The 18,318-nt window shown below is 73.4% G+C and carries 23 protein-coding genes; 16 read left to right on the top strand and 7 right to left on the bottom strand.

Features of this window, described 5'->3' with window-relative positions:
* Positions 1 to 74 precede the first annotated feature (74 nt).
* Complete coding sequence (locus ACGFX4_RS04310; RefSeq protein ID WP_393070132.1) at positions 75 to 479, top strand: RidA family protein; 405 nt, start codon at positions 75 to 77, stop codon at positions 477 to 479.
* A 347-nt stretch (positions 480 to 826) separates the two neighbouring features.
* Here ACGFX4_RS04310 and ACGFX4_RS04305 read toward each other — a convergent pair whose 3' ends face one another.
* Positions 827 to 1,306 carry a MarR family winged helix-turn-helix transcriptional regulator gene (locus tag ACGFX4_RS04305; protein ID WP_393070130.1) on the bottom strand — a complete coding sequence of 160 codons (480 nt, stop codon included), beginning with the start codon at positions 1,304 to 1,306 and terminating at the stop codon, positions 827 to 829.
* Positions 1,307 to 1,417: 111 nt separating this feature from the next.
* On the opposite strand from ACGFX4_RS04305, the gene ACGFX4_RS04300 reads away from it, so the two are divergent.
* Complete coding sequence (locus ACGFX4_RS04300) at positions 1,418 to 1,852, top strand: HGxxPAAW family protein (RefSeq protein ID WP_393070128.1); 435 nt, start codon at positions 1,418 to 1,420, stop codon at positions 1,850 to 1,852.
* 117 nt (positions 1,853 to 1,969) lie between these two features.
* On the opposite strand, the gene ACGFX4_RS04295 is transcribed toward ACGFX4_RS04300, so the two are convergent.
* Entirely contained in the window at positions 1,970 to 2,857 is an 888-nt protein-coding gene (locus ACGFX4_RS04295; protein ID WP_393070126.1) for an aminoglycoside phosphotransferase family protein, read from the bottom strand.
* A gap of 186 nt (positions 2,858 to 3,043) precedes the next feature.
* Between ACGFX4_RS04295 and ACGFX4_RS04290 the strand changes: the two genes are divergently transcribed.
* The 7 genes from ACGFX4_RS04290 (at position 3,044) to ACGFX4_RS04260 (ending at position 6,435) form a co-directional block, all read left to right on the top strand.
* A complete protein-coding gene (locus ACGFX4_RS04290; RefSeq protein WP_393070278.1) occupies positions 3,044 to 3,463 on the top strand; it encodes a helix-turn-helix transcriptional regulator in 420 nt (139 codons plus the stop codon).
* 9 nt (positions 3,464 to 3,472) lie between these two features.
* Complete coding sequence (locus ACGFX4_RS04285; RefSeq protein ID WP_393070124.1) at positions 3,473 to 3,883, top strand: VOC family protein; 411 nt, start codon at positions 3,473 to 3,475, stop codon at positions 3,881 to 3,883.
* A 171-nt stretch (positions 3,884 to 4,054) separates the two neighbouring features.
* Positions 4,055 to 4,243 (top strand): hypothetical protein, encoded by a 189-nt coding sequence (locus tag ACGFX4_RS04280; protein ID WP_393070122.1) that lies wholly within the window; start codon positions 4,055 to 4,057, stop codon positions 4,241 to 4,243.
* Positions 4,244 to 4,379: 136 nt separating this feature from the next.
* Entirely contained in the window at positions 4,380 to 4,697 is a 318-nt protein-coding gene (locus tag ACGFX4_RS04275; RefSeq protein ID WP_393070120.1) for a hypothetical protein, read from the top strand.
* A 151-nt stretch (positions 4,698 to 4,848) separates the two neighbouring features.
* Positions 4,849 to 5,607: an SMI1/KNR4 family protein gene (locus ACGFX4_RS04270; RefSeq protein ID WP_393070118.1), complete on the top strand. Its 759-nt coding sequence runs from the start codon at positions 4,849 to 4,851 to the stop codon at positions 5,605 to 5,607.
* Positions 5,608 to 5,746: 139 nt separating this feature from the next.
* Positions 5,747 to 6,079 (top strand): hypothetical protein, encoded by a 333-nt coding sequence (locus tag ACGFX4_RS04265; protein WP_393070116.1) that lies wholly within the window; start codon positions 5,747 to 5,749, stop codon positions 6,077 to 6,079.
* Positions 6,076 to 6,435: a hypothetical protein gene (locus tag ACGFX4_RS04260; RefSeq protein ID WP_393070114.1), complete on the top strand. Its 360-nt coding sequence runs from the start codon at positions 6,076 to 6,078 to the stop codon at positions 6,433 to 6,435. The genes ACGFX4_RS04265 and ACGFX4_RS04260 overlap by 4 nt, the downstream gene beginning before the upstream one ends.
* On the opposite strand, the gene ACGFX4_RS04255 is transcribed toward ACGFX4_RS04260, so the two are convergent.
* The 3 genes from ACGFX4_RS04255 to ACGFX4_RS04245 all read right to left on the bottom strand — a co-directional run bounded on the left by ACGFX4_RS04255 (position 6,432) and on the right by ACGFX4_RS04245 (position 8,177).
* Positions 6,432 to 6,662, bottom strand: a complete 231-nt coding sequence (locus tag ACGFX4_RS04255) for a hypothetical protein (RefSeq protein ID WP_393070112.1) — start codon at positions 6,660 to 6,662, stop codon at positions 6,432 to 6,434. The genes ACGFX4_RS04260 and ACGFX4_RS04255 overlap by 4 nt on opposite strands.
* Before the next feature lie 50 nt (positions 6,663 to 6,712).
* The gene (locus ACGFX4_RS04250) at positions 6,713 to 7,687 is read right to left on the bottom strand and encodes a hypothetical protein (RefSeq protein WP_393070110.1); all 975 of its coding nucleotides are present in this window, start codon (positions 7,685 to 7,687) and stop codon (positions 6,713 to 6,715) included.
* 82 nt (positions 7,688 to 7,769) lie between these two features.
* A complete protein-coding gene (locus ACGFX4_RS04245; protein ID WP_393070108.1) occupies positions 7,770 to 8,177 on the bottom strand; it encodes a peptidase inhibitor family I36 protein in 408 nt (135 codons plus the stop codon).
* Positions 8,178 to 8,618: 441 nt separating this feature from the next.
* Between ACGFX4_RS04245 and ACGFX4_RS04240 the strand changes: the two genes are divergently transcribed.
* The 6 genes from ACGFX4_RS04240 to ACGFX4_RS04215 all read left to right on the top strand — a co-directional run bounded on the left by ACGFX4_RS04240 (position 8,619) and on the right by ACGFX4_RS04215 (position 16,622).
* The gene (locus tag ACGFX4_RS04240) at positions 8,619 to 9,857 is read left to right on the top strand and encodes a glycerophosphodiester phosphodiesterase (protein ID WP_393070106.1); all 1,239 of its coding nucleotides are present in this window, start codon (positions 8,619 to 8,621) and stop codon (positions 9,855 to 9,857) included.
* Positions 9,858 to 9,915: 58 nt separating this feature from the next.
* Complete coding sequence (locus ACGFX4_RS04235; protein ID WP_393070104.1) at positions 9,916 to 10,485, top strand: TetR/AcrR family transcriptional regulator; 570 nt, start codon at positions 9,916 to 9,918, stop codon at positions 10,483 to 10,485.
* A 77-nt stretch (positions 10,486 to 10,562) separates the two neighbouring features.
* Positions 10,563 to 11,642 carry an SDR family oxidoreductase gene (locus ACGFX4_RS04230; RefSeq protein ID WP_393070102.1) on the top strand — a complete coding sequence of 360 codons (1,080 nt, stop codon included), beginning with the start codon at positions 10,563 to 10,565 and terminating at the stop codon, positions 11,640 to 11,642.
* A gap of 124 nt (positions 11,643 to 11,766) precedes the next feature.
* Positions 11,767 to 12,759, top strand: a complete 993-nt coding sequence (gene sph, locus ACGFX4_RS04225; protein WP_393070100.1) for a sphingomyelin phosphodiesterase — start codon at positions 11,767 to 11,769, stop codon at positions 12,757 to 12,759.
* 106 nt (positions 12,760 to 12,865) lie between these two features.
* Positions 12,866 to 15,226, top strand: a complete 2,361-nt coding sequence (locus tag ACGFX4_RS04220; protein WP_393070098.1) for a glycoside hydrolase family 65 protein — start codon at positions 12,866 to 12,868, stop codon at positions 15,224 to 15,226.
* A 7-nt stretch (positions 15,227 to 15,233) separates the two neighbouring features.
* Positions 15,234 to 16,622 carry an NADP-dependent succinic semialdehyde dehydrogenase gene (locus ACGFX4_RS04215; protein ID WP_393070096.1) on the top strand — a complete coding sequence of 463 codons (1,389 nt, stop codon included), beginning with the start codon at positions 15,234 to 15,236 and terminating at the stop codon, positions 16,620 to 16,622.
* A 24-nt stretch (positions 16,623 to 16,646) separates the two neighbouring features.
* On the opposite strand, the gene ACGFX4_RS04210 is transcribed toward ACGFX4_RS04215, so the two are convergent.
* Entirely contained in the window at positions 16,647 to 16,907 is a 261-nt protein-coding gene (locus ACGFX4_RS04210; RefSeq protein WP_393070094.1) for a hypothetical protein, read from the bottom strand.
* 111 nt (positions 16,908 to 17,018) lie between these two features.
* Here ACGFX4_RS04210 and ACGFX4_RS04205 point away from each other — a divergent pair, with 111 nt between their 5' ends.
* On the top strand, positions 17,019 to 17,687 hold the full coding sequence (locus ACGFX4_RS04205; protein WP_393070092.1) for a hypothetical protein: 669 nt from the start codon (positions 17,019 to 17,021) through the stop codon (positions 17,685 to 17,687).
* On the opposite strand, the gene ACGFX4_RS04200 is transcribed toward ACGFX4_RS04205, so the two are convergent.
* Entirely contained in the window at positions 17,677 to 18,267 is a 591-nt protein-coding gene (locus tag ACGFX4_RS04200; RefSeq protein WP_393070090.1) for a TetR/AcrR family transcriptional regulator, read from the bottom strand. The genes ACGFX4_RS04205 and ACGFX4_RS04200 overlap by 11 nt on opposite strands.
* Between the last annotated feature and the right edge of the window lie 51 nt (positions 18,268 to 18,318).

Genomic DNA, 18,318 nt, shown 5'->3' with positions numbered 1-18,318 from the left:
CGAACCCGTAACTTCTTCACGTAAGGGGCCTGTCTGCAGTTGGCGGCCCACAAGCTGTATCAAGGGAGTGAGTCATGAGTACTCAGGTGAAGGCATTCGGATTCGGCATGCCGTGGGAATCGTTGTACGGATACAGTCAGGCCACTCAGGTCGGTGACACGGTTTATGTGTCGGGGCAGCTGTCTCATGACCATCACGGCACTTTCGTGGGTGTCGACGACTTCGAACTGCAGGTCCGCACCACGCTGGAGAATCTGGACCTGGTACTGAAGCAGTTCGGGGCCGAGCGTAGCCAGATAGCAGAGACCACGGTTCTGGTGAGAAACCTGCGCGAGAACTTCGACACGACAGCACGCCTCCACGCCGAGTACTTCGGGAAGCACCGGCCCGCCAGCACGGTCATGGGCGTATCCGATTTGGCGCTGCCGGACCAACTCGTCGAGATCGGCGCGCTCGTGCGTCTCGATGTGAAGCCGTAGGCGAGGAGTCCGGCTTGATTCATTGAGCCCCTTTCACCCTGTCCTGGGAGGGTGAAATGACTGCTCAGCGGGGTGGGGCAACAGACGAGGCCCCTGGTCGTTGCGTTGGTGTTCTCTACGCACCACGCTCCGACCGAGGAGCCTCGCTCGGTCCCGTATCGCCGCAACCGCCGCCGCGGCCCCGCACGCGCAGCGGTACTCGATCCCCCACTCCAGCCGGCCGTGCACCAGCGTCTGCCCGCCGCCGCAGCGCATCGCTCCGCCGCAGCGCTCGCACGCCTCGGTCCACTCCACCCCCGCAGCGATCATTCGCCGGCCGACTCCTTCAGCCCGTCCTCGGCCGGTCTTCAGCCGGTCTTCAACTCGTCGAGGGAGGACCGCATCGCGGCGCGCGCCCGGGTGAACCAGTCGGCGAGGACGGCGACCTCGTCGGGCGTGTAGTCGGCGAAGAGCTCGCCGAGGCGGGCGTAGAACGGGCCGTAGACGGCCATGATCCGGTCCTGCGCGGTGTCGTCCATGACCACGCGGACCCGCCGCCGGTCGCCCGGGTCCGCCTCGCGGCGGGCGTAGCCGGCCCGTTCCAGGCGGTTGAGGACGCCGGTCACGGCGCCGGTGGTGAGCTGGGCGCGTTCGGCGAGGTCGCCGGCGGCGAGCTGCTCGCCGGCGAGGGCGGCCTCGATGACGAAGCCGAGGCAGGTGAGGTCGGTGACGTTGAGCCCGAGCCGCGCGGCGATGTCCTGCTGGCCGAACTGGGCCAGCGCGATCATGCGGTCCATCGCGTAGAGCGCCTGCTCGGCGGTCGCCTCGGGGCGCGGCTTGCCCTCCACGGGACATCTCCTTAGCATCTAAGTTACTTAGCTCGTGAGATAAACACTCACACCGCGGGCCGGCCTTCGCACGCCCGGCCACGCGGACCCCATCACACCAAAGAAGGCGACATGGGCGCACACGACCACCACGACATGGGCCACACCGTCGCCGGCTGGACCGGCACCGCCATCGCCGTCCTCGGCACCACCGCGACCGGTCTGGCCCTCATCGCCGGCTCCACCGCCGGACTGATCGCCGGCGCCGCCCTCACCGCCCTCGGCGGCCTCGCCGCCTGGCTGCTCCACCTCGCCGGGTGGGGCAAGCGCAGCGGCCCCCGGCCCCCGCACGCCCGCCACTGGCGCCACCGCGACACCGCCGCCCGCGCCGGCCACCCCGGCTGCCTCGGCTGCCGCCTCGCCGGCCGCACCCCGGCCGCACCGACACCCGCGCCCGCCCGGGCCCCTCGGGTGACCGACCTCCCGGGTGCCCCCGCCCCCGCCCCCGCCGACCGCCCGACCCCGACCGGTGAGCCCGCACCGACCCCGGCCACCGTCACCGGCTGACCGCCGGGCCCGCGCCGGCCCCCGCAGCCGCCGCCCACCCCGCCCCCGCAGCCGTCTTCCGCCCGCCGCCCGCTGTCGCGCGCGGACCCGCTCCCCGCCAGGCGGGCTCGCGGGCGCCTACTCCCCCTCCAGCAGCCCGCCCACCGCGCGCTGCGCCGACGCCACCATCGCGGGGCTGCGCCGCCGGTAGTACTGCAGCTCCATCAGCGCGACCGACACCGCCCAGCCCCGCCCGCGCACCCACATCGCCTCGTCCGCGCCGGCCGCCGCCCGGAGTTCCTTCCGCGCCCCGCCCGGCAGCACGTACCAGGCGGAGAGCAGGTCCACCGCCGGGTCGCCGAGCCCGAAACAGCCGAAGTCGATCACCGCCCCGAGCCGCCCACCGGGCCCCAGCAGCATGTTCCCGGACTGCAGGTCGGCGTGGATCCACACCGGCTCGCCCGCCCAATCCGGCGCCTCCAGGGCCGACTCCCAGACGGTGAGCAGCGCGGCCGGGTCCGGCACCAGGTCCGCTGCCGCCGCCAGCGCCGCGCGCGTGGCGGCGTCCCGCGAGGCGAGCGTCTCGCTGCGGTACGCGGCGTGGCCGCCGGCCGTGCCCGCGCCGTGCAGCGCCCGTACGAAGGCGCCGAGCTCCCCCGCCAGCGCCTCGGGACGCTCCAGCCGTCCCGGTACGGGCACCTCGCCGTCCAGCCACCGGTGCACCGCCCACGCCCACGGGTACGCGGCGTCCGGCTCGCCCAGCGCCACCGGTTCCGGCACCGCCGTCGGCAGCAGCGGCGCCAGCCGGGGCAGCCACGCGTCCTCGCGCAGCAGGTCCTCGGCCGCGGCGGCGATCCGCGGCAGCCGGACGGACAGCCCGTCCCCCAGCCGGTAGATCACGTTGGACGTCCCGCCCGAGCGCACCCGCGCCACCGGAAGCCCCGCCCACTGCGGGAACTGCGCCGCCACCAACCTCCGGACCAGCGCCTCGTCGATCTCCGGCTCGCCCTCGTGCAGCCTGCTCATCCGCCCCGGCCCCCTCTCGATCAAGGCCGTCCACGCTACCCGCGCCCGCTCCCCGGGTCGTCCGATTTATCGGCCGGGTCGACTTGTCCGTGCCGCCGGGTACCGTCGGAAGAGGTGGCGCCGCTGTCGGGCCCACCGATCCGCCCGCTGGGGGCCGAACCTGGAGTACACGTCGTGAACAACAAGGTGCCGCTCGACGACCTGGTCCGGCTGCGCCGCGCCCGGGACCGGATGGACCGCGACTACGCCGAGCCGCTCGACGTCCCCGCGCTCGCCCAGGTCGCCCTGATGTCGGCGGGGCACTTCTCGCGCAGCTTCCGCGCCGCGTTCGGCGAGACGCCGTACAGCTACCTCATGACCCGCCGGATCGAACGGGCGAAGGCACTGCTGCGGCGCGGCGACCTGTCCGTCACCGAGGTGTGCATGGCGGTCGGCTGCACCTCGCTCGGCTCGTTCAGCACCCGGTTCACCGAACTGGTCGGCGAGAGCCCCAGCGCGTACCGCGCCCGCGACCACCGGCACAGCGCCGCCATCCCCGCCTGCATCGTCAAACTGCACACCCGTCCCGTCAGGAACGGAGAAGCGAAAGCCGCCGGCCGTCCGTAGCGTGAAGGCATGGAAAACAAGCTCTCGCAGTGCTTCATCGCCGTCGACGACCACGAGAAGGCCCTCGCCTTCTACCGCGACGCCCTCGGCCTCGAGGTCCGCAACGACGTCGGCTTCGAGAACATGCGGTGGGTGACCGTCGCCTCCCCCTCCCAGCCGGACGTCGAGATCGTCCTCGAACTCCCGCTCGCCGACCCGAACGCCTCCGACGCCGACCGGCAGGCCGTCGCCGAGCTGATGGCCAAGGGCCTGCTGCGCGGCGTCATCTTCCGCACCGACGACGTCGACGCCACCTTCGAGAAGGTCCGCGCCACCGGCGCCGACGTCCTCCAGGAGCCGATGGACCAGCCGTACGGCGTCCGCGACTGCGCGTTCCGCGACCCGGCCGGCAACATGGTCCGCATCAACCAGCCCAAGTAGTCCGGCCCCTGCCGGCCACCGGCACGGCCCCGCCGTCGGGCGCCGCCCTCCCCACCCGGAGCGCGGCGCCCCGCGCGTCCGGCGGCTCGTCCCCCGTCTCGCGTGGGCTAGGGTCGCCCCCGGCCGCGATCTTGATCATCCGCGCGGCGCGGCCGGGGGAGGAACCGAACGATGACGACCACCGCATTCGACGCGTACGAGCGCCGCACCTGGGCCGGGCGGGCCGAGGCGTACGCGGGGAGCTTCGCCCGCCTGTGCGCCCACCCCGTGCCCCAACTGCTCGACGCTGCCGCGGTCGGCGACGGCACCCGCCTCCTCGACGTCGGCACCGGGTCACCACTCCGGCCATCCGGACGCTGACCCCGGAACCCCGCCGCAGGCCTGCGCCGAACCTCGCCACTCCGGGCAGCTCACACGCTAGGGTTGCCAGGTGCGTTCTCCCGGGGGAAGGAATCAGCACATGACGAGGCGTCTTGTTCCAGTAATCGCAGCACTGTTGGCGCTCGCCGCCTGCAGCTCGGGCGAGTCCACCGGCCACCAGGCCCGCAGCGACGGCGAGTTGGCCTGCACCCTGGTGCGGATGCTGCCCGACCGGATGCCCGACGAGCCCGCCGGTGACTCGTCCGACCACGCCTACGACGTCGCGGTGGGCCGCCTGGGCACGGCCGCGGAGCTGGCCCGGATCGCCGCCCTCCAGGACACCAAGTACCAGCCGCTCGCCGACAACCTCGCCGCCGCGCGGCAGACGTACTCCACCACCTTCGACCTCCACCGTGCCGAACCGGGCATCAAGCAGGCCCGCACCCACTGCTGACCGCCCCCGGACCCGGCACCGCCGTCCGACGCCGCCGGAACCCGGATGCCCCGGCGGCGCGCCGCTGCGACACTGGCCGCCGTGACGCGACCCGAACTCGCCGATCGAGACCCGACGCCCTCGCCGGGGACGCACGCGGAGGTGGTACGGGATGCAATCGGACGTGAGCTGGCCGGGAGCGCGCGAGCAGGTGCTGGCCCTGCGGGAGGCGCCGTTCCCGCGCCGGGCCTTCGGCGCCGGCGGGTCGAGCTCCGGGCCCGTCCGACTGGACCGGCCACTCAGCGAGGCCGAGGTGGCGGCAGCCGAGCGGGAGCTCGGCGTCTCCTTCCCTCCGTCCTACCGCACGTTCCTGCTCGAGGTGGGTGCGGGCGGAACCGGACCGCACTACGGGCTCTTCTCCCTGCGACGCGACAAGCGGGGGTGGCACTGGGCCGACGAGTTCGGGTTCCGCCACGACAGCTCCCTCCTTGACCGGCCGTTCCCCTCCATGGAGGAGCGGGCCCATTGGGAGGAGGACTTCGACGCCCGCGAACCGGATCGGAAGGACTTCCCTGACGAGCAGTCGTACCGCAGGGCGTTCACCGCGTGGGACGACGAGTGGGACACGCTCAGAGAAGAGATGATCGCAGGGGCGATATGCCTCAGCTCGCAGGGCTGCGGCACGTACACCTGGCTCGCCGTTACCGGGCCGGAACGTGGCACCGTGTGGTCCGTCTCCTGGGAGGCCGAGGTCCCCGTCAGTCCGTGCTCCGCCGGAACGGACAGCGTGGACTTCCATGATTGGTACGTGAGCTGGCTCGCCCGCATCACCTTCCAGGCCTACGGAGGTGCTCCTGGGGAACGTCGCCTTCGGCCGCCCGCCGGGCGCGCGAGGCCACGAGGCCGGCTTGCCCGCTGGTTCGGGAGGTGACAGCCCCGCCCCCGGGGCAACCCCTCCACTCCGGCCGGTTGCCCGGTCGGCTCCCGCCGGCGGGCTCGTGGCGCTACCGTCGTCAGTACGGGCCCGGACCGGGCCCGGGTGAGCCGAGCGCGAGAGGGCGGTGGTGGGGATGAGCGCCCAGCCCACCGAGCACGGTGGGGGCCGTTTCGGGCTGCCGCCGATGGACACCGTGCAGGAGCTGCGGGCCGCGCTGCGGGCCGGCCACGGCTTCCCCGGTGACGCCGAGCGCCTGGACGGCGAGCTCGCCGCCCAGTTGCTGCGCCGGGTGCCGGTCGACCGGGTGGTCGACGTCGACGAGCTCGGCACCGTCGTCGACCTGGCCACGGTCGCCGAGATCCTGGCCGCCTACCGGGGCCGGGTGCTGCTGGCCGCCGACCCGGACGCGGTCGACGCGGTCGACCGGGCCGTCGCCGACCTGCTCACCCGGCAGGCCGCCGAGTGAGCGACCCGGACCACCAGGACGGCGACGCCGTCTCCGTTGTCACCGACCGGGCGGCCCGGCGGGCCAAGGAGCTGGGCGCGGAGGACGTCCTGGAGCGGCTGCGCCGCGAGCTGCAGTTCCGGCCCCGCCTGGGCCGGCCGATCCGTACGGTCACCGAGGGCGACCTGCGGGTCGAGCTGTACTCCACCCGCATCGAGGGCGACCCGGCCGCCGGCCGTCCCGCCGTCGACGTGGTCCATGCCTACTCCCCCGCGCCACCGCAGCCGCCCACCGTACGGATCGCCGCCGTCGTGCCCGAGGACCCGCCCCGACACCACTCCCACCCGCGGGGAGTCGACCCGAACGGGGACCGCTAGCCGGTCTGCCGACTGGCGAACAGTTCCAGGTGGCCGCAGTGCGGGCAGCGGAAGGCGTCGATCTGGAAGCGGGGCCGGCCCAGCCGCTTGGCGCCGCCCAATGGGCCGCGCTCCAGCGGGCCGGCTATCCAGCGGGCGTAGCCGACGCTGCCCTGGCCGCTGTCCTCGACGAAGCCTTGGTCGAGTCCGGTGTTCCCGCAGTGGGTGCACCTCAGGTCCGTGGTCACGGTGGGAGTGTAGGTCGGACCCGTACCGGTAGGACAGGGGCCGGGGTGCGTCAGCCGAGTTGCTGCCCGGCCCGGGCGAGGGCCTGGTGCCACTGGTCGGCGACCGCGCGCAGCTGGGGTTCCCGGTCCTTGATCAGGGCGTTCTGCTGCTCGATCTCGACGGTCTGCCAGGCCGTCAGGTACCCGGTGCTGCGCTTGCACTCCACGTCGCGGACGGCCACCGCCTTCTCGCGGGCGTCCGGTGTGGGTCCGACGCCCGGGGCTCCGGGCCGCCAGGCCGGGTCGCCGGCGGCCTGGTGCGGGTCGGCGTAGTCGTAGCCGGACCGGTGCATGCAGGCGCTCCACCGGGTGTCGGCGTCCTTGGCGCGCGGGTCGGCGGCGGTCCTGTTCCAGCCTTCCTGCACGGCGGTCTCCACCGCGTCCGTACCGTCGGCGTACCCGGTGGGCAGGCCGAGCCGCTGTTCGGCCTCGCCGCGGCAGCCGCCCCGCCCGGCTTCCTGCGGGGTGGTGGCGCCGGGCTTCTCGCCGGTGTACGCGGCGACGACGGCCTCGGTCATGGCCGCGTTCCGCGCCTCCACGGCGCGCTTGCGCTCGGCGAGTTGCTCGGCGGTCACCCCGACGGGCGGCGGCACGCGGTAGCCGATCGCGGCCACCGTCCGGGCGTCGCTGACGCCGTACCGCCGTTCGTCGCTGTCGTGCTCGACGCCCTGCACGGCGGGCCTGGCGGGCCAGGTCAGGCCCTGGGCGCGCATGCAGTCGGCGGCGATCCGGTCGGCGGCCTGCTGGAGGCGGTCCTGCTGCGCAGCGGTGAGGCGGTACGCGTCGAGCGGCAGGACGGGGACGACCGCCCCGGCGACCGTCCGGGTCGGCAGCGCGGACGAGAACGCGCTCGGTTCGGCGGCCGGCCGGTCGGCCTGGCAGGCGGTGAGTGCGGTCAGGGCGGTGAGGGCACCGAGCAGCGCGGCCGCGCCGAGCAGCCGGGGCTGGGGTCGGGGCCGGGGTCGGGTCCGGGGACGCGGGGCCACGCGGTTCTCCTGGATTTCGGAATTCCGGTCGGGGGCAAGGGAAAGGGGCGCCCCCGGGAATTCGGGGGCGCCCCGGAATTCCTTACGGGCAGCCGGCGTTCGAGGAGAAACAGTGCGAGCTGAAGGCGTTGTTGAAGACGGTGTTGAGGGCGTTGAACCTGCCGCCGCCGCCCACGACCTTCACGCTGCCGGTGTAGTTGGTGCCGGTGAAGAGCTTCAGCGAGCTGTCGGGGTCACGGTTCCAGACCGAGCCGACGCTGTCGTTGATCGGCATCTCGGTTCCGTAGTACGTGCCGGTGTAGCTGGGCTTGCTGTACAGGGTGTCGTACACCCAGCCCGCGTAGTCGTAGGTGTAGTAGAGGCACGCCTCGCCGCCTCCGGCGGACTCGCAGACGCCGTTGTAACTGCCGGCCGAGGCGGTGCCGGCCATGCCGACGGTGAGCGCGGCGGCACTGACCACGCCGATGACAACCTTCTTGAAAGCTCGCATTCCCCACTCCTTGTGAAGGATGAAATGGATCCGAACTGTCTGTCGCGGAACTGAAGTTGACCAGCTCGCAACAATTCGATCCTATGCGTGCGCACATCCTTGACCAGAGCCATAACCGGTCATTGCCAAGTCCCGCCCCAGACGTGATATCCGTCCGATATTCGGAGACAGCTCATCAGAAGTCGGACATTCGCGTGACAAATGGAACGGCTCGCGGAGCCAAACGTGAAGCGGACCACAGGGACCGGCGTGACGGGAGTGGCTGAAATCAACGGCACTGCGGCAGGTCCGGAGCGGGGACTGCGCGGAGTTGGTGCGGGCTTCGGCCGGAGTTCACCCGGGGTGGGGCGGGGGCGCCTAGGGTCCCCGGAGGGCTCCGCGGCGGCACACGAAGCAGCGTGCGGGGCACGTCAGCGCCGATTCGCCACCGGGGAGAGCCAGATGACGCACCGTCCGATCGACGACCCGACCGCCTCGCGCCGGTCGTTCCTGCGCGCGAGCGGCGCGGTGGGCCTGGGCGCGGTGGCGCTCGGCGCCGGCGCGTCGCAGGCGTTCGCGGACGACAGCCAGGGCCAGGGCAGTCAGGGCAACGAGGGCGAGGCCAAGCGCCAGACCGGCACCCGCCCGCCCGTCCGTACCGGCACCGCGCTGGACCGCCTGCCGCACCCGCTGGTGGTCGCGCACCGCGGCGCGAGCGGCTACCGCCCGGAGGAGACGCTCGGCGCGTACGAGCTCGCGCTGGAGCTGGGCGCGGACGTGATCGAGCAGGACCTCGTCCCCACCAAGGACGGGCACCTGGTCGTCCGGCACGAGAACAACATCGCCGAGACCACCGACGTCGCGGACCACAAGGAGTTCGCGGCCCGCCGCACCACCAAGACGGTGGACGGCACGGCGATCACCGGCTGGTTCACCGAGGACTTCACCCTCGCCGAGCTGCGCACCCTGCGCGCCAAGGAACGCCTGCCGCTGCAGCGCCAGCGCAACACGCTCTACGACGGCCGCTGGGCGGTGCCGACCTTCCGCGAGGTGGTGGAGTTCGCCAACAAGCGCTCGCGCACCCTCGGCCGCGACGTGTGGCTGTACGTGGAGACCAAGCACCCCTCCTACTTCCGCTCGATCGGCCTGCCGCTGGAGGAGCGCCTGGCGGACGAGCTGCGCCGCGGCGGCCTGGCCGGGCGCAACGGTCGGGCGATCCTGCAGTCCTTCGAGCCGAGCAGCCTGCAGCGCCTGGCGAAGCTGGTCGACAACCCGCGGATCCAGCTGCTGAGTGCCGCCGGCACCCAGCCGTACGACTTCGTGCTGGCGGGCGACAAGCGGACGGTGGCGGACCTGGTGACGAAGGACGGGCTGCGCTGGATCGCCTCGTTCGCGCACGGCATCGGCCCGACCACCCAGCTGATCGCGCCGGTCGACGCGACGGGCAAGCTGCAGCCGTCCACCACCCTGGTGCCGGACGCGCACGCGGCCGGGCTGCTGCTGCACCCGTACACGGTGCGCAACGAGAACTCCTTCCTCCCCACGGACTTCCGCAAGGGCACCGACCCGGCGGCGTACGGTGACGCGATCGGCTGGGCGCGGCACCTGTACGAGCAGGGTGTGGACGGCTTCTTCACCGACAACACGGACACCTCGCTGCTGGCCCGGGCCGACTTCTGGGCCTCGCGCGGCGTGAGCTGAGCAGCGGTCGGCAGGAGCGGCTCGACAGGAATATGGCGATCGGTCTACTGTTTCCGGCATGGGAGCGAAGGGCGAGGAGACCCGGGCCCGGCTGGTCGCGGCCACCCGGCAGTTGATCGAGGCGCAGGGCTACTACGGCACCGGCCTCAACCAGGTGCTGGCGGAGAGCGGCGCGCCGCGCGGTTCGCTGTACTTCCACTTCCCCGAGGGGAAGGACCAGCTGGTCGCCCAGGCGCTGGCCGAGGCCGGGCGGGACGTGGCGCTGCTCATCGCCGGGATGACCGGCGGTGAGCTGTCCGCCGCCGAGGTGGTGCGCGGGCTGCTGGACGCCTTCGGCGAGCGGATGGAGCAGTCCGGGTACGCCAAGGGCTGCCCGCTGGCCACCGTGGCGCTGGAGACGGCGGCCGGACACGAGGAGCTGCGGCGGGTCTGCGAGAGCGCGTACGCCGAGTGGCAGGGCGCGCTCGCGGACCGGCTGGTCCGGGACGGCCGCGACCGCGGCTCGGCGGACGCGGCGGCCGGCTCGGCGCTCGCCCTGGTGGAGGGCGCGCTGCTGCTCGCCCGGGTGCAGCACAGCCGCCTGCCGCTCGAACAGGCCGCGCGCGCGGTCGATCTGCTGCTCGCCTGACCGGCGGCGGATCTCCACCCTTTCATGACCTCAAAATATGCAGATCGGTCCACTTAAACATCACTGGGAGCTGCACCATGACCGCACTCGTCCTCGGCGCCAACGGCTTCATCGGCCGCTGGCTGACCCTCCACCTGCTCACCCGCGAAGACACCGCCTCCCCCGTCACCGCCGCCGTCCGCGGCGAGGACACCGCCCTGCGCGCCTGGCTGCGCGACCACGGCGCGGACGACCGCGCGCTGACCACCGTCCGCGCCGACGTCTCCCGCCCCGACCTGGGCCTCTCCCCCGCCGACCACGAGCGCCTGTCCGCCACCACCCGCGACATATACAACCTGGCCGCGCTCTACCGCTTCGGCCTGACCCGCGCCGAGGCGGCGGCGGTCAACGCGGACGGCGCGGCGCACACGGTCCGCTGGGCGGCGGGACTGCCGCGGCTGCGTCGCCTGGTGCACCTGTCCGGCTACCGGGTGGGCAGCGCGCCGTCCACGGCGTACCCGCTGCCCGACGCGGACGAGCGCTACCGCGCCGAGGGCGCGTACGAGGCGTCCAAGCGGGAGGGCGACGCGGCGGTGCGCGTCCTCGCGCCGCGGCTGGGGGTGCCGGTGACGGTGGTCAATCCGGCCGTGGTGATCGGGCACTCGGTGACCGGCGAGTGCGAGCAGTTCCTCGGTCTGGCGCCACTGGTCGAGCAGCTGTACGAGGGTCGGCTGCCGGCCCTGGCGGGCAGCCGGCGGACGTTCGTTCCGGTGGTCGCGGTGGACCACCTGGCGGCGTTCCTGGCGGCCGTCCCGGAGCACGACTCCGAGCCCCTGCAGCTGCACACCGTCCTGGACCCGGCGACCCCGCCGCTGCCGGAGCTGGTCGCGGAGGTGGCCCGGCACCTGGGCGTGCGGGCGCCGCGCCTCACCGTGCCGCTCGCCCTCGTGCGACTGCTGCCGGAGCGGCTGACCGGGGTCGACCGGGAGGCGCTGTCGTTCCTGTCGGAGGACCGGTACGACACCGCGTCGGCCGAGCGCCTGGAGGCGGCGGTCGGCCTGGCGCACCCGCCGGTGGAGGAGCTGCTCGGACGGTGGGCGGTCCGTCTGGTCGCCGACCGTTCGGCGGGCGCAGAGCCGCACCGGACGGCCGCCCGAGCGGCGACTACCGGCCAGTAGTTTCTGTTTCGGCCGAGTTCATCCAATGCTCGACCGATGTCTTGTAGCGCGTACACGGGCCCGAGTTGACTACACAACAGCCCGCGAGTTGACGGGCACTCGACATACCTTTTCCGGAGCATCCATGCCCCAGACCCACCCTCGTCGCGCCGCGCGGCTGACCGCCGCCGTCGCCACCGCCGCCGCCCTGGCGACCGGTCCGCTGGCTGCCGCGCCGGCCCACGCGGAGACCGCGCCGGCCACCGTGGCACCGCTCAACGTGCTGACGTACAACGTCTTCCTGATGAGCAAGAACCTGTACCCGAACTGGGGCCAGGACTACCGCGCCAACGCCATCGCGACCGCGGACTTCTTCCAGGGCCACGACGTGGTGGTCCTGCAGGAGGCGTTCGACAACGCCGCCTCCGACGCGCTGACCGCCAAGGCCTCGGCCGCGTACCCGTACCACACCCCCGTGGTCGGCCGGTCGACCGGCGGCTGGGACGCGACCGGCGGCAACTACAACTCGGCCACCCCCGAGGACGGCGGTGTCACGCTGCTCTCCAAGTGGCCGATCCTGCGCAAGGAGCAGTACGTCTTCAAGGACGCGTGCGGCGCCGACTGGTGGTCGAACAAGGGCTTCGTCTACGCCGTGCTGAACGTCAACGGGCAGCGCACCCACGTGGTCGGCACCCACCTGCAGTCCACCGACTCGGGCTGCTCCAGCGGCCAGCCGGCCACCGTGCGGGCGGCGCAGCTGGACGCGATGAAGGCGTTCCTGGACGCCAAGAACATCCCGGCGAGCGAGCCGATCGTGATCGCGGGCGACCTGAACGTGAACTCGCACGACTCCGAGTACCCGTCGATGCTGGCGCACGGCAACCTGGCGCCGGCCTCCACCCGGGACGGCTGGACGAACTCCTTCGACACGGTGGACAACTCCATCGCGGCCTACCGCTACCCGGGCGAGCCGAAGGAGGACCTGGACTACGTGCTGTACCGGGCCGACCATGCCCGCCCGCAGGCGTACACCAACACCGTGCACCGCTTCCACTCCTCGCCGTGGACGGTGACCAGCTGGTTCAAGGACTACACGTACACCGACCTGTCGGACCACTACCCGCTGATCGCGGGCTGACCGGCACGACCGGTGCGACACCGTTCCGCCCCGGGCAGGCGCCCGGGGCGGAACGGGTTCAGGGTGGACGTAGCCGGGCCCGTCCGCCCTCCGGAGGTGCAGTGCCGTGATCGTCCACCCCGCGTACCCGGTCGATCCGTGGTGCCTGCGCGAGGAGCGGCTGGACACCGATGTGCTGGCGCAGAGCGAGTCGCTGTTCGCGCTGTCCAACGGGCACCTGGGCTGGCGCGGCAACCTGGACGAGGGCGAGCCGCGCGGCCTGTCCGGCAGCTACCTGAACGGCGTGTACGAGGGGCACCGGCAGCACTGCCCGGAGCCGCAGTACGGCAGCCCGGAGACCGAGCAGGCGGTGGTCGACGTCACCGACGGCAAGCTGGTCCGGCTGCTGGTCGACGACGAGCCGTTCGACCTGCGGTACGGCCGCCTGCGCGGCCACCGGCGGGTGCTGGACCTGCGCTCGGGCGTGCTGGAGCGGGTGGTGGAGTGGACCTCGCCGTCGGGCCGGACGGTCCGGGTGCGGTCCTGGCGGCTGGTGTCGCTGACCCAGCGGGCGATCGGCGCGATCGCGTACGAGGTGGAGCCGGTGGACGGCGAGGCGCGGATCGTGCTGCAGTCCGAGCTGCTGGCCAACGGCACCGTCCACGCCGACGACGACGCCGTGCTGCTCGGCGAGGAGCACGCCGCGCAGGGCACCGCCCTGCGCCTGGTGCACCGGACCCGGCACAGCGGGCTGCGGGTGGCGGTGGCGGCGGAGCACACCGTCGACGGTCCTTCGGGCACCGCGGTGCAGGCCTCGGCGGGACCGGACCTGGCGCGGCTGACGGTGACCTCGCGGCTGCGGCCGGGGCAGGTGCTGCGGCTGGAGAAGCTGGTGGCACACGGCTGGTCGGCGGTGCGCTCGCGCCCGGCGGTGGCCGACCAGGTGGACGCGGCGCTGACCGTCGCCCGCGACACCGGCTGGGACGGCCTGGTGGCGGAGCAGCGGCGCTTCCTGGACGCGCTCTGGGCGGGCGCGGACGTCCGGGTGGACGGGGACGAGGAGTTGCAGCTGGCGGTGCGGTTCGGGCTGTTCCAGGTGGTGCAGGCGGCGGCCCGGGCGGAGGAGCGGGCGGTGCCGGTGAAGGGGCTGACCGGCCCGGGGTACGACGGGCACTGCTTCTGGGACAGCGAGCTGTTCGTGCTGCAGGTGCTCTGCTACACCTTCCCGTCGGCGGTCGCGCCGGCGCTGCGCTGGCGGCACCGGACGCTGCCGGCCGCGCTGCGGCGGGCGGCGCGCCTGGGTCTGGAGGGGGCGGCGTTCCCCTGGCGGACCATCAACGGCGAGGAGAGTTCGGGGTACTGGCCGGCCGGACTGGCAGCGTTCCACGTGAACGCGGACATCGCGGACGCGGTGGTGCGCTACACCTCCGCCACCGACGACCTGCTGTTCGACCGGGAGGCGGGCCTGGAGCTGCTGGTGCACACGGCGCGGCTGTGGCACTCGCTGGGGCACGTCGACCACCGGGGCGCGTTCCACCTGGACGGGGTGACCGGCCCGGACGAGTACAGCGCGGTGGTGGACGACAACGTGTTCACCAACCTGATGGCCCAGCAGAACCTGCGGGCGGCGGCGGACGCGGCCGAACGCAACGCCGACCTGGCGCTGGCGCTCGGGGTGAGCGACGCGGAGACGGCGGCCTGGCGGGACGCGGCGCTGCACCTGGCGCTGCCGTACAACGGGCTGCTGGGGGTGCACGAGCAGTCCGCGGGGTTCACCGGCCACCAGGTGTGGGACTTCGAGCGGACCCCGCCGGACGCGTACCCGCTGTGGCGGCACCGGGCGTACTTCCAGCTGTACCGCAAGCAGGTGGTCAAGCAGGCGGACCTGGTGCTGGCGATGCAGCTGCGCGGGGAGGCGTTCAGTCCGGCGCAGAAGGCCCGCAACTTCGCGTACTACGAGGCGCTGACGGTCCGGGACTCCTCGCTGTCGGCGCACAGCCAGGCGGTGCTCGCGGCCGAGGTGGGGCAGCTGGAGCTGGCGTACGACTACCTGGCCGAGAGCGCTTTGATGGACCTGGCCGACCTGGAGCACGACACCCGCGACGGCCTGCACCTGGCGGCGCTCGCCGGGACGTGGATCGGCCTGGTCGCCGGGTTCGGCGGGATGCGGCACCACGGGGACGTGCTCGCCTTCGCGCCCCGGCTGCCGGAGCGGCTGACCGGGCTCTGCTTCACCGTGCGCTTCCAGCGGCGGCTGGTGCGGGTCGAGGTGGCGGCCGAGCGGGCCGAGTACCGGCTGCTGGACGGACCCGAGCTGGAGCTGTGGCACCACGGCGAGCCGTTCACGCTGACCCGGGACGCACCGGTCACACTGCCCGTACCCGAACCGCGTCCGCTGCCCGAGCCCGTCCAGCCGCCCGGGCGCCGGCCGGCCCGCCGCACACCCGAACCGCCCGAACCACCCGAACCGCCCGACGACGAGGAGTGACCCCGCCATGCCGATCGCCACCGTCAACCCGGCCACCGGCCAGACCCTGGAGACCTTCGCTCCGCTCAGCCTGGACGAGGTCGAACGGCGCCTCGCCCTCGCCGAGCGGACGTACGCGTCCTGGCGGACCACCGGCTTCCCCGAGCGCGCCCGGCTGCTGCACCGGGCCGCCGACCTGCTGGACGAACGGCAGGAGGACATCGCCCGCACCATGACGCTCGAGATGGGCAAGCCGATCGGCGCGGCCCGCGCGGAGGCCGCCAAGTGCGCCAAGGCGATGCGCTGGTACGCCGACCGCTCGCACACCCTGCTCGCCGACGAGCGCCCGGCGCCCGAGGACGTCACCGACTCGGGCGGCACCGGCGCGTACGTGCGCTACCGGCCGCTCGGCCCGGTGCTCGCGGTGATGCCGTGGAACTTCCCGTTCTGGCAGGTGGTGCGGTTCGCGGCGCCCGCGCTGATGGCGGGCAACGTGGGGCTGCTCAAGCACGCGTCCAACGTGCCGCGCACCGCGCTGGCGCTGGAGGAGCTGTTCCTGGCGGCCGGCTACCCGGAGGGGTGCTTCCAGACGCTGCTGATCGGCTCGGCCGGGGTGGAGGGCGTCATCCGGGACCGCCGGGTGGCGGCCGTGACGCTCACCGGCAGCGAGGGCGCGGGCCGCGCGGTCGCGGCGGTCGCCGGGGACGAGGTGAAGAAGACCGTCCTGGAACTCGGCGGCAGCGACCCGTTCCTGGTCATGCCCTCCGCCGACCTGCCGGCCGCCGTCGCCAAGGCCGTCACCGCGCGGGTGCAGAACAACGGGCAGTCCTGCATCGCCGCCAAGCGCTTCATCGTGCACGCCGAGGTGTACGCGGCGTTCCTCGCCGCCTTCACCGACCGGATGCGCGAGCTGGTCGTCGGCGACCCGATGGAGGAGGCCACCGAGGTCGGCCCGCTGGCCACCAGCCAAGGCCGCGCCGACCTGGAGGAGCTGGTCGCCGACGCGGTCGCGCAGGGCGCCGTCGTCGAGTGCGGCGGCGAACGGCCGGAGGGCCCGACCGGCTGGTACTACCTGCCGACCGTGCTCTCCGGGGTGACGCCCGGGATGCGGATCCACCACGAGGAGGCGTTCGGCCCGGTCGCCACCGTGTACCGCGCGGAGAGCCTGGCGGAGGCCGTCGCGATCGCCAACGACTCACCGTACGGCCTGAGTTCCAACGTCTGGACGACCGACCCGGCCGAACAGGCGGAGTGCGTCCGGGACCTGCAGGCCGGCGGGGTGTTCTTCAACGGCATGACCGCCTCGCACCCCGCCTTCCCGTTCGGCGGCATCAAGCGCTCCGGCTACGGGCGGGAGCTGTCCGGGCACGGCATCCGCGAGTTCTGCAACATCACCACCGTCTGGAACGGCCGCTGACGCCGTACCCGTCCGGGGCCGGCGTCAGGCGAGGCGGTGCTGCGCCGCCTGGTGCCGGCCCCAGAACTGGCCGACCAGCCCGACGAAGGTGACGAACCAGATCAGCGCGAAGACGCCCGTCATCGCCGGCTCGTTGTCGTACTGCACCGCCACCATGAGCACCCCGATCGACAGCGCGAGCAGGAACACCAGCGAGGTGTTGTGCTTCGCCGTCACGAAGGCGTAGAAGCGCCGGAACATGTTCGGCCGCTTCGGCCGCTTCCCCGCACTCACGTCCTGGGCCATCTCGCCCACCTCCGCTCGCGATCGTCCCCCGCCCTCCGAGTATCGCCCCGCCCCACCGGGGCGGCAGCTCCACACCGGAAACCCCTTGCGGCGCCTTGCTAGCGTCACGGCATGGCCGATCCCGTCCCCACCGTCCCCGTCCCCGGCGTGCGCACCCCGCTCGGGGTGCTCCGCCTCTCCGCGGTGGTGGACGGCCACCTGGTGCCCGGCGTGGCGGAGCAGGCGACGGCCGACGGTCTCCGCTGGTCGCACCCGCGGTTCGGGCTGGAGCTGGTGGTCAAGCCCTTCGAACCGCCGTGCTCGGACCCTGACCTCGTGCGGCCCGTGGACGGCTGCTGGGGCGCGGTCTGGCGGGTCACCGCCCACGAGCCGCTGCAGCTGGTGCGGCTCGCCGCGGCCTTCGCCGCCGTACCGCCCGGGGTCGAGGCGCAGTGGGACGGCGGCCAGGGCCTCACCGCGGTCGAGCTCCACGACGGGCGGACCGTGCTGCACCTGGGCGGGCCCGACGCCGAGGACCTGTGCCACCGGGCCGGCGACGGCGTACCGGCCCGCTGGGAGGGGCTGCTGAAGCAGGTGTACCGGAACTCCGCGAAGTGGGGCTCCGAGGTGCGGCCCGACCACCTGGGGCTGGCGTGGGTGCTGCCGCCGATGGAGCCCGGCGAGCACGCCCTGGTGCAGGCGGCGGTGGCCTGGCGTGAGGTCCGGCCGGACGACCCGGAGGACGACATGTCGACCTGGTGGGCGGTGCTGGGCGGCCCGGAGCACATTCTCAGGGGCTGAGCGCCGCCCGGACGGTGCGGGTGAGCGCGGGGACGGCGGCCCGCAGGTCGCCGTCGGGGCCGGCGAGTTCGCGGGCCAGCGCGTCGTAGGTCTCGAAACCGGTCAGCGCGGCGAGCAGCGCACCGGCGTCCTCGGGGGCGTCGGGCAGGCGCGCGGTGAGGACGCGGGCGCCCTGGTGGCGGCGGGCGTCGCGCTCCGCCACGACCCGGCCGGTCTCCTCGTCGAGCGCGGCGAGGGCGCGCAGTCGGCGGGTGCACAGCCGGTCGGCAGCCCAGAAGTCGCCGAACGCGGCGACGAAGCCGTCGACCGCCTGCCACGGGTCGGCGGTGGTGAACACCTCGGGGAGCCGGTCCAGGCCGCCCTCGGCGGCGAGCGCGTCGCAGACCGCCTCCAGCAGGCCGGTGCGCGATCCGAACTGGTAGTACACGGTGGCGCGGGCGACGTCCGCTCGGCGGGCGACCGCGTCGAGCGAGAGCGCGCCGGTCTCGGCGAGGTGCACGCGGGCGGCCTCGACGATCCGGGCACGCGTCTCCTCGACGTCCGCCTGCCGCTGTCCCATCCGGTACGACCGGGGGCTCATCGCCTCGCCTCCACTGCGTCTGATCGAGCTGGTGAGACTGGCAGTATCCCC

Source organism: Kitasatospora sp. NPDC048365, from assembly GCF_043200835.1.
Taxonomy (GTDB): domain Bacteria; phylum Actinomycetota; class Actinomycetes; order Streptomycetales; family Streptomycetaceae; genus Kitasatospora; species Kitasatospora terrestris.
This window is presented reverse-complemented; position numbering and strand designations above follow the sequence as displayed.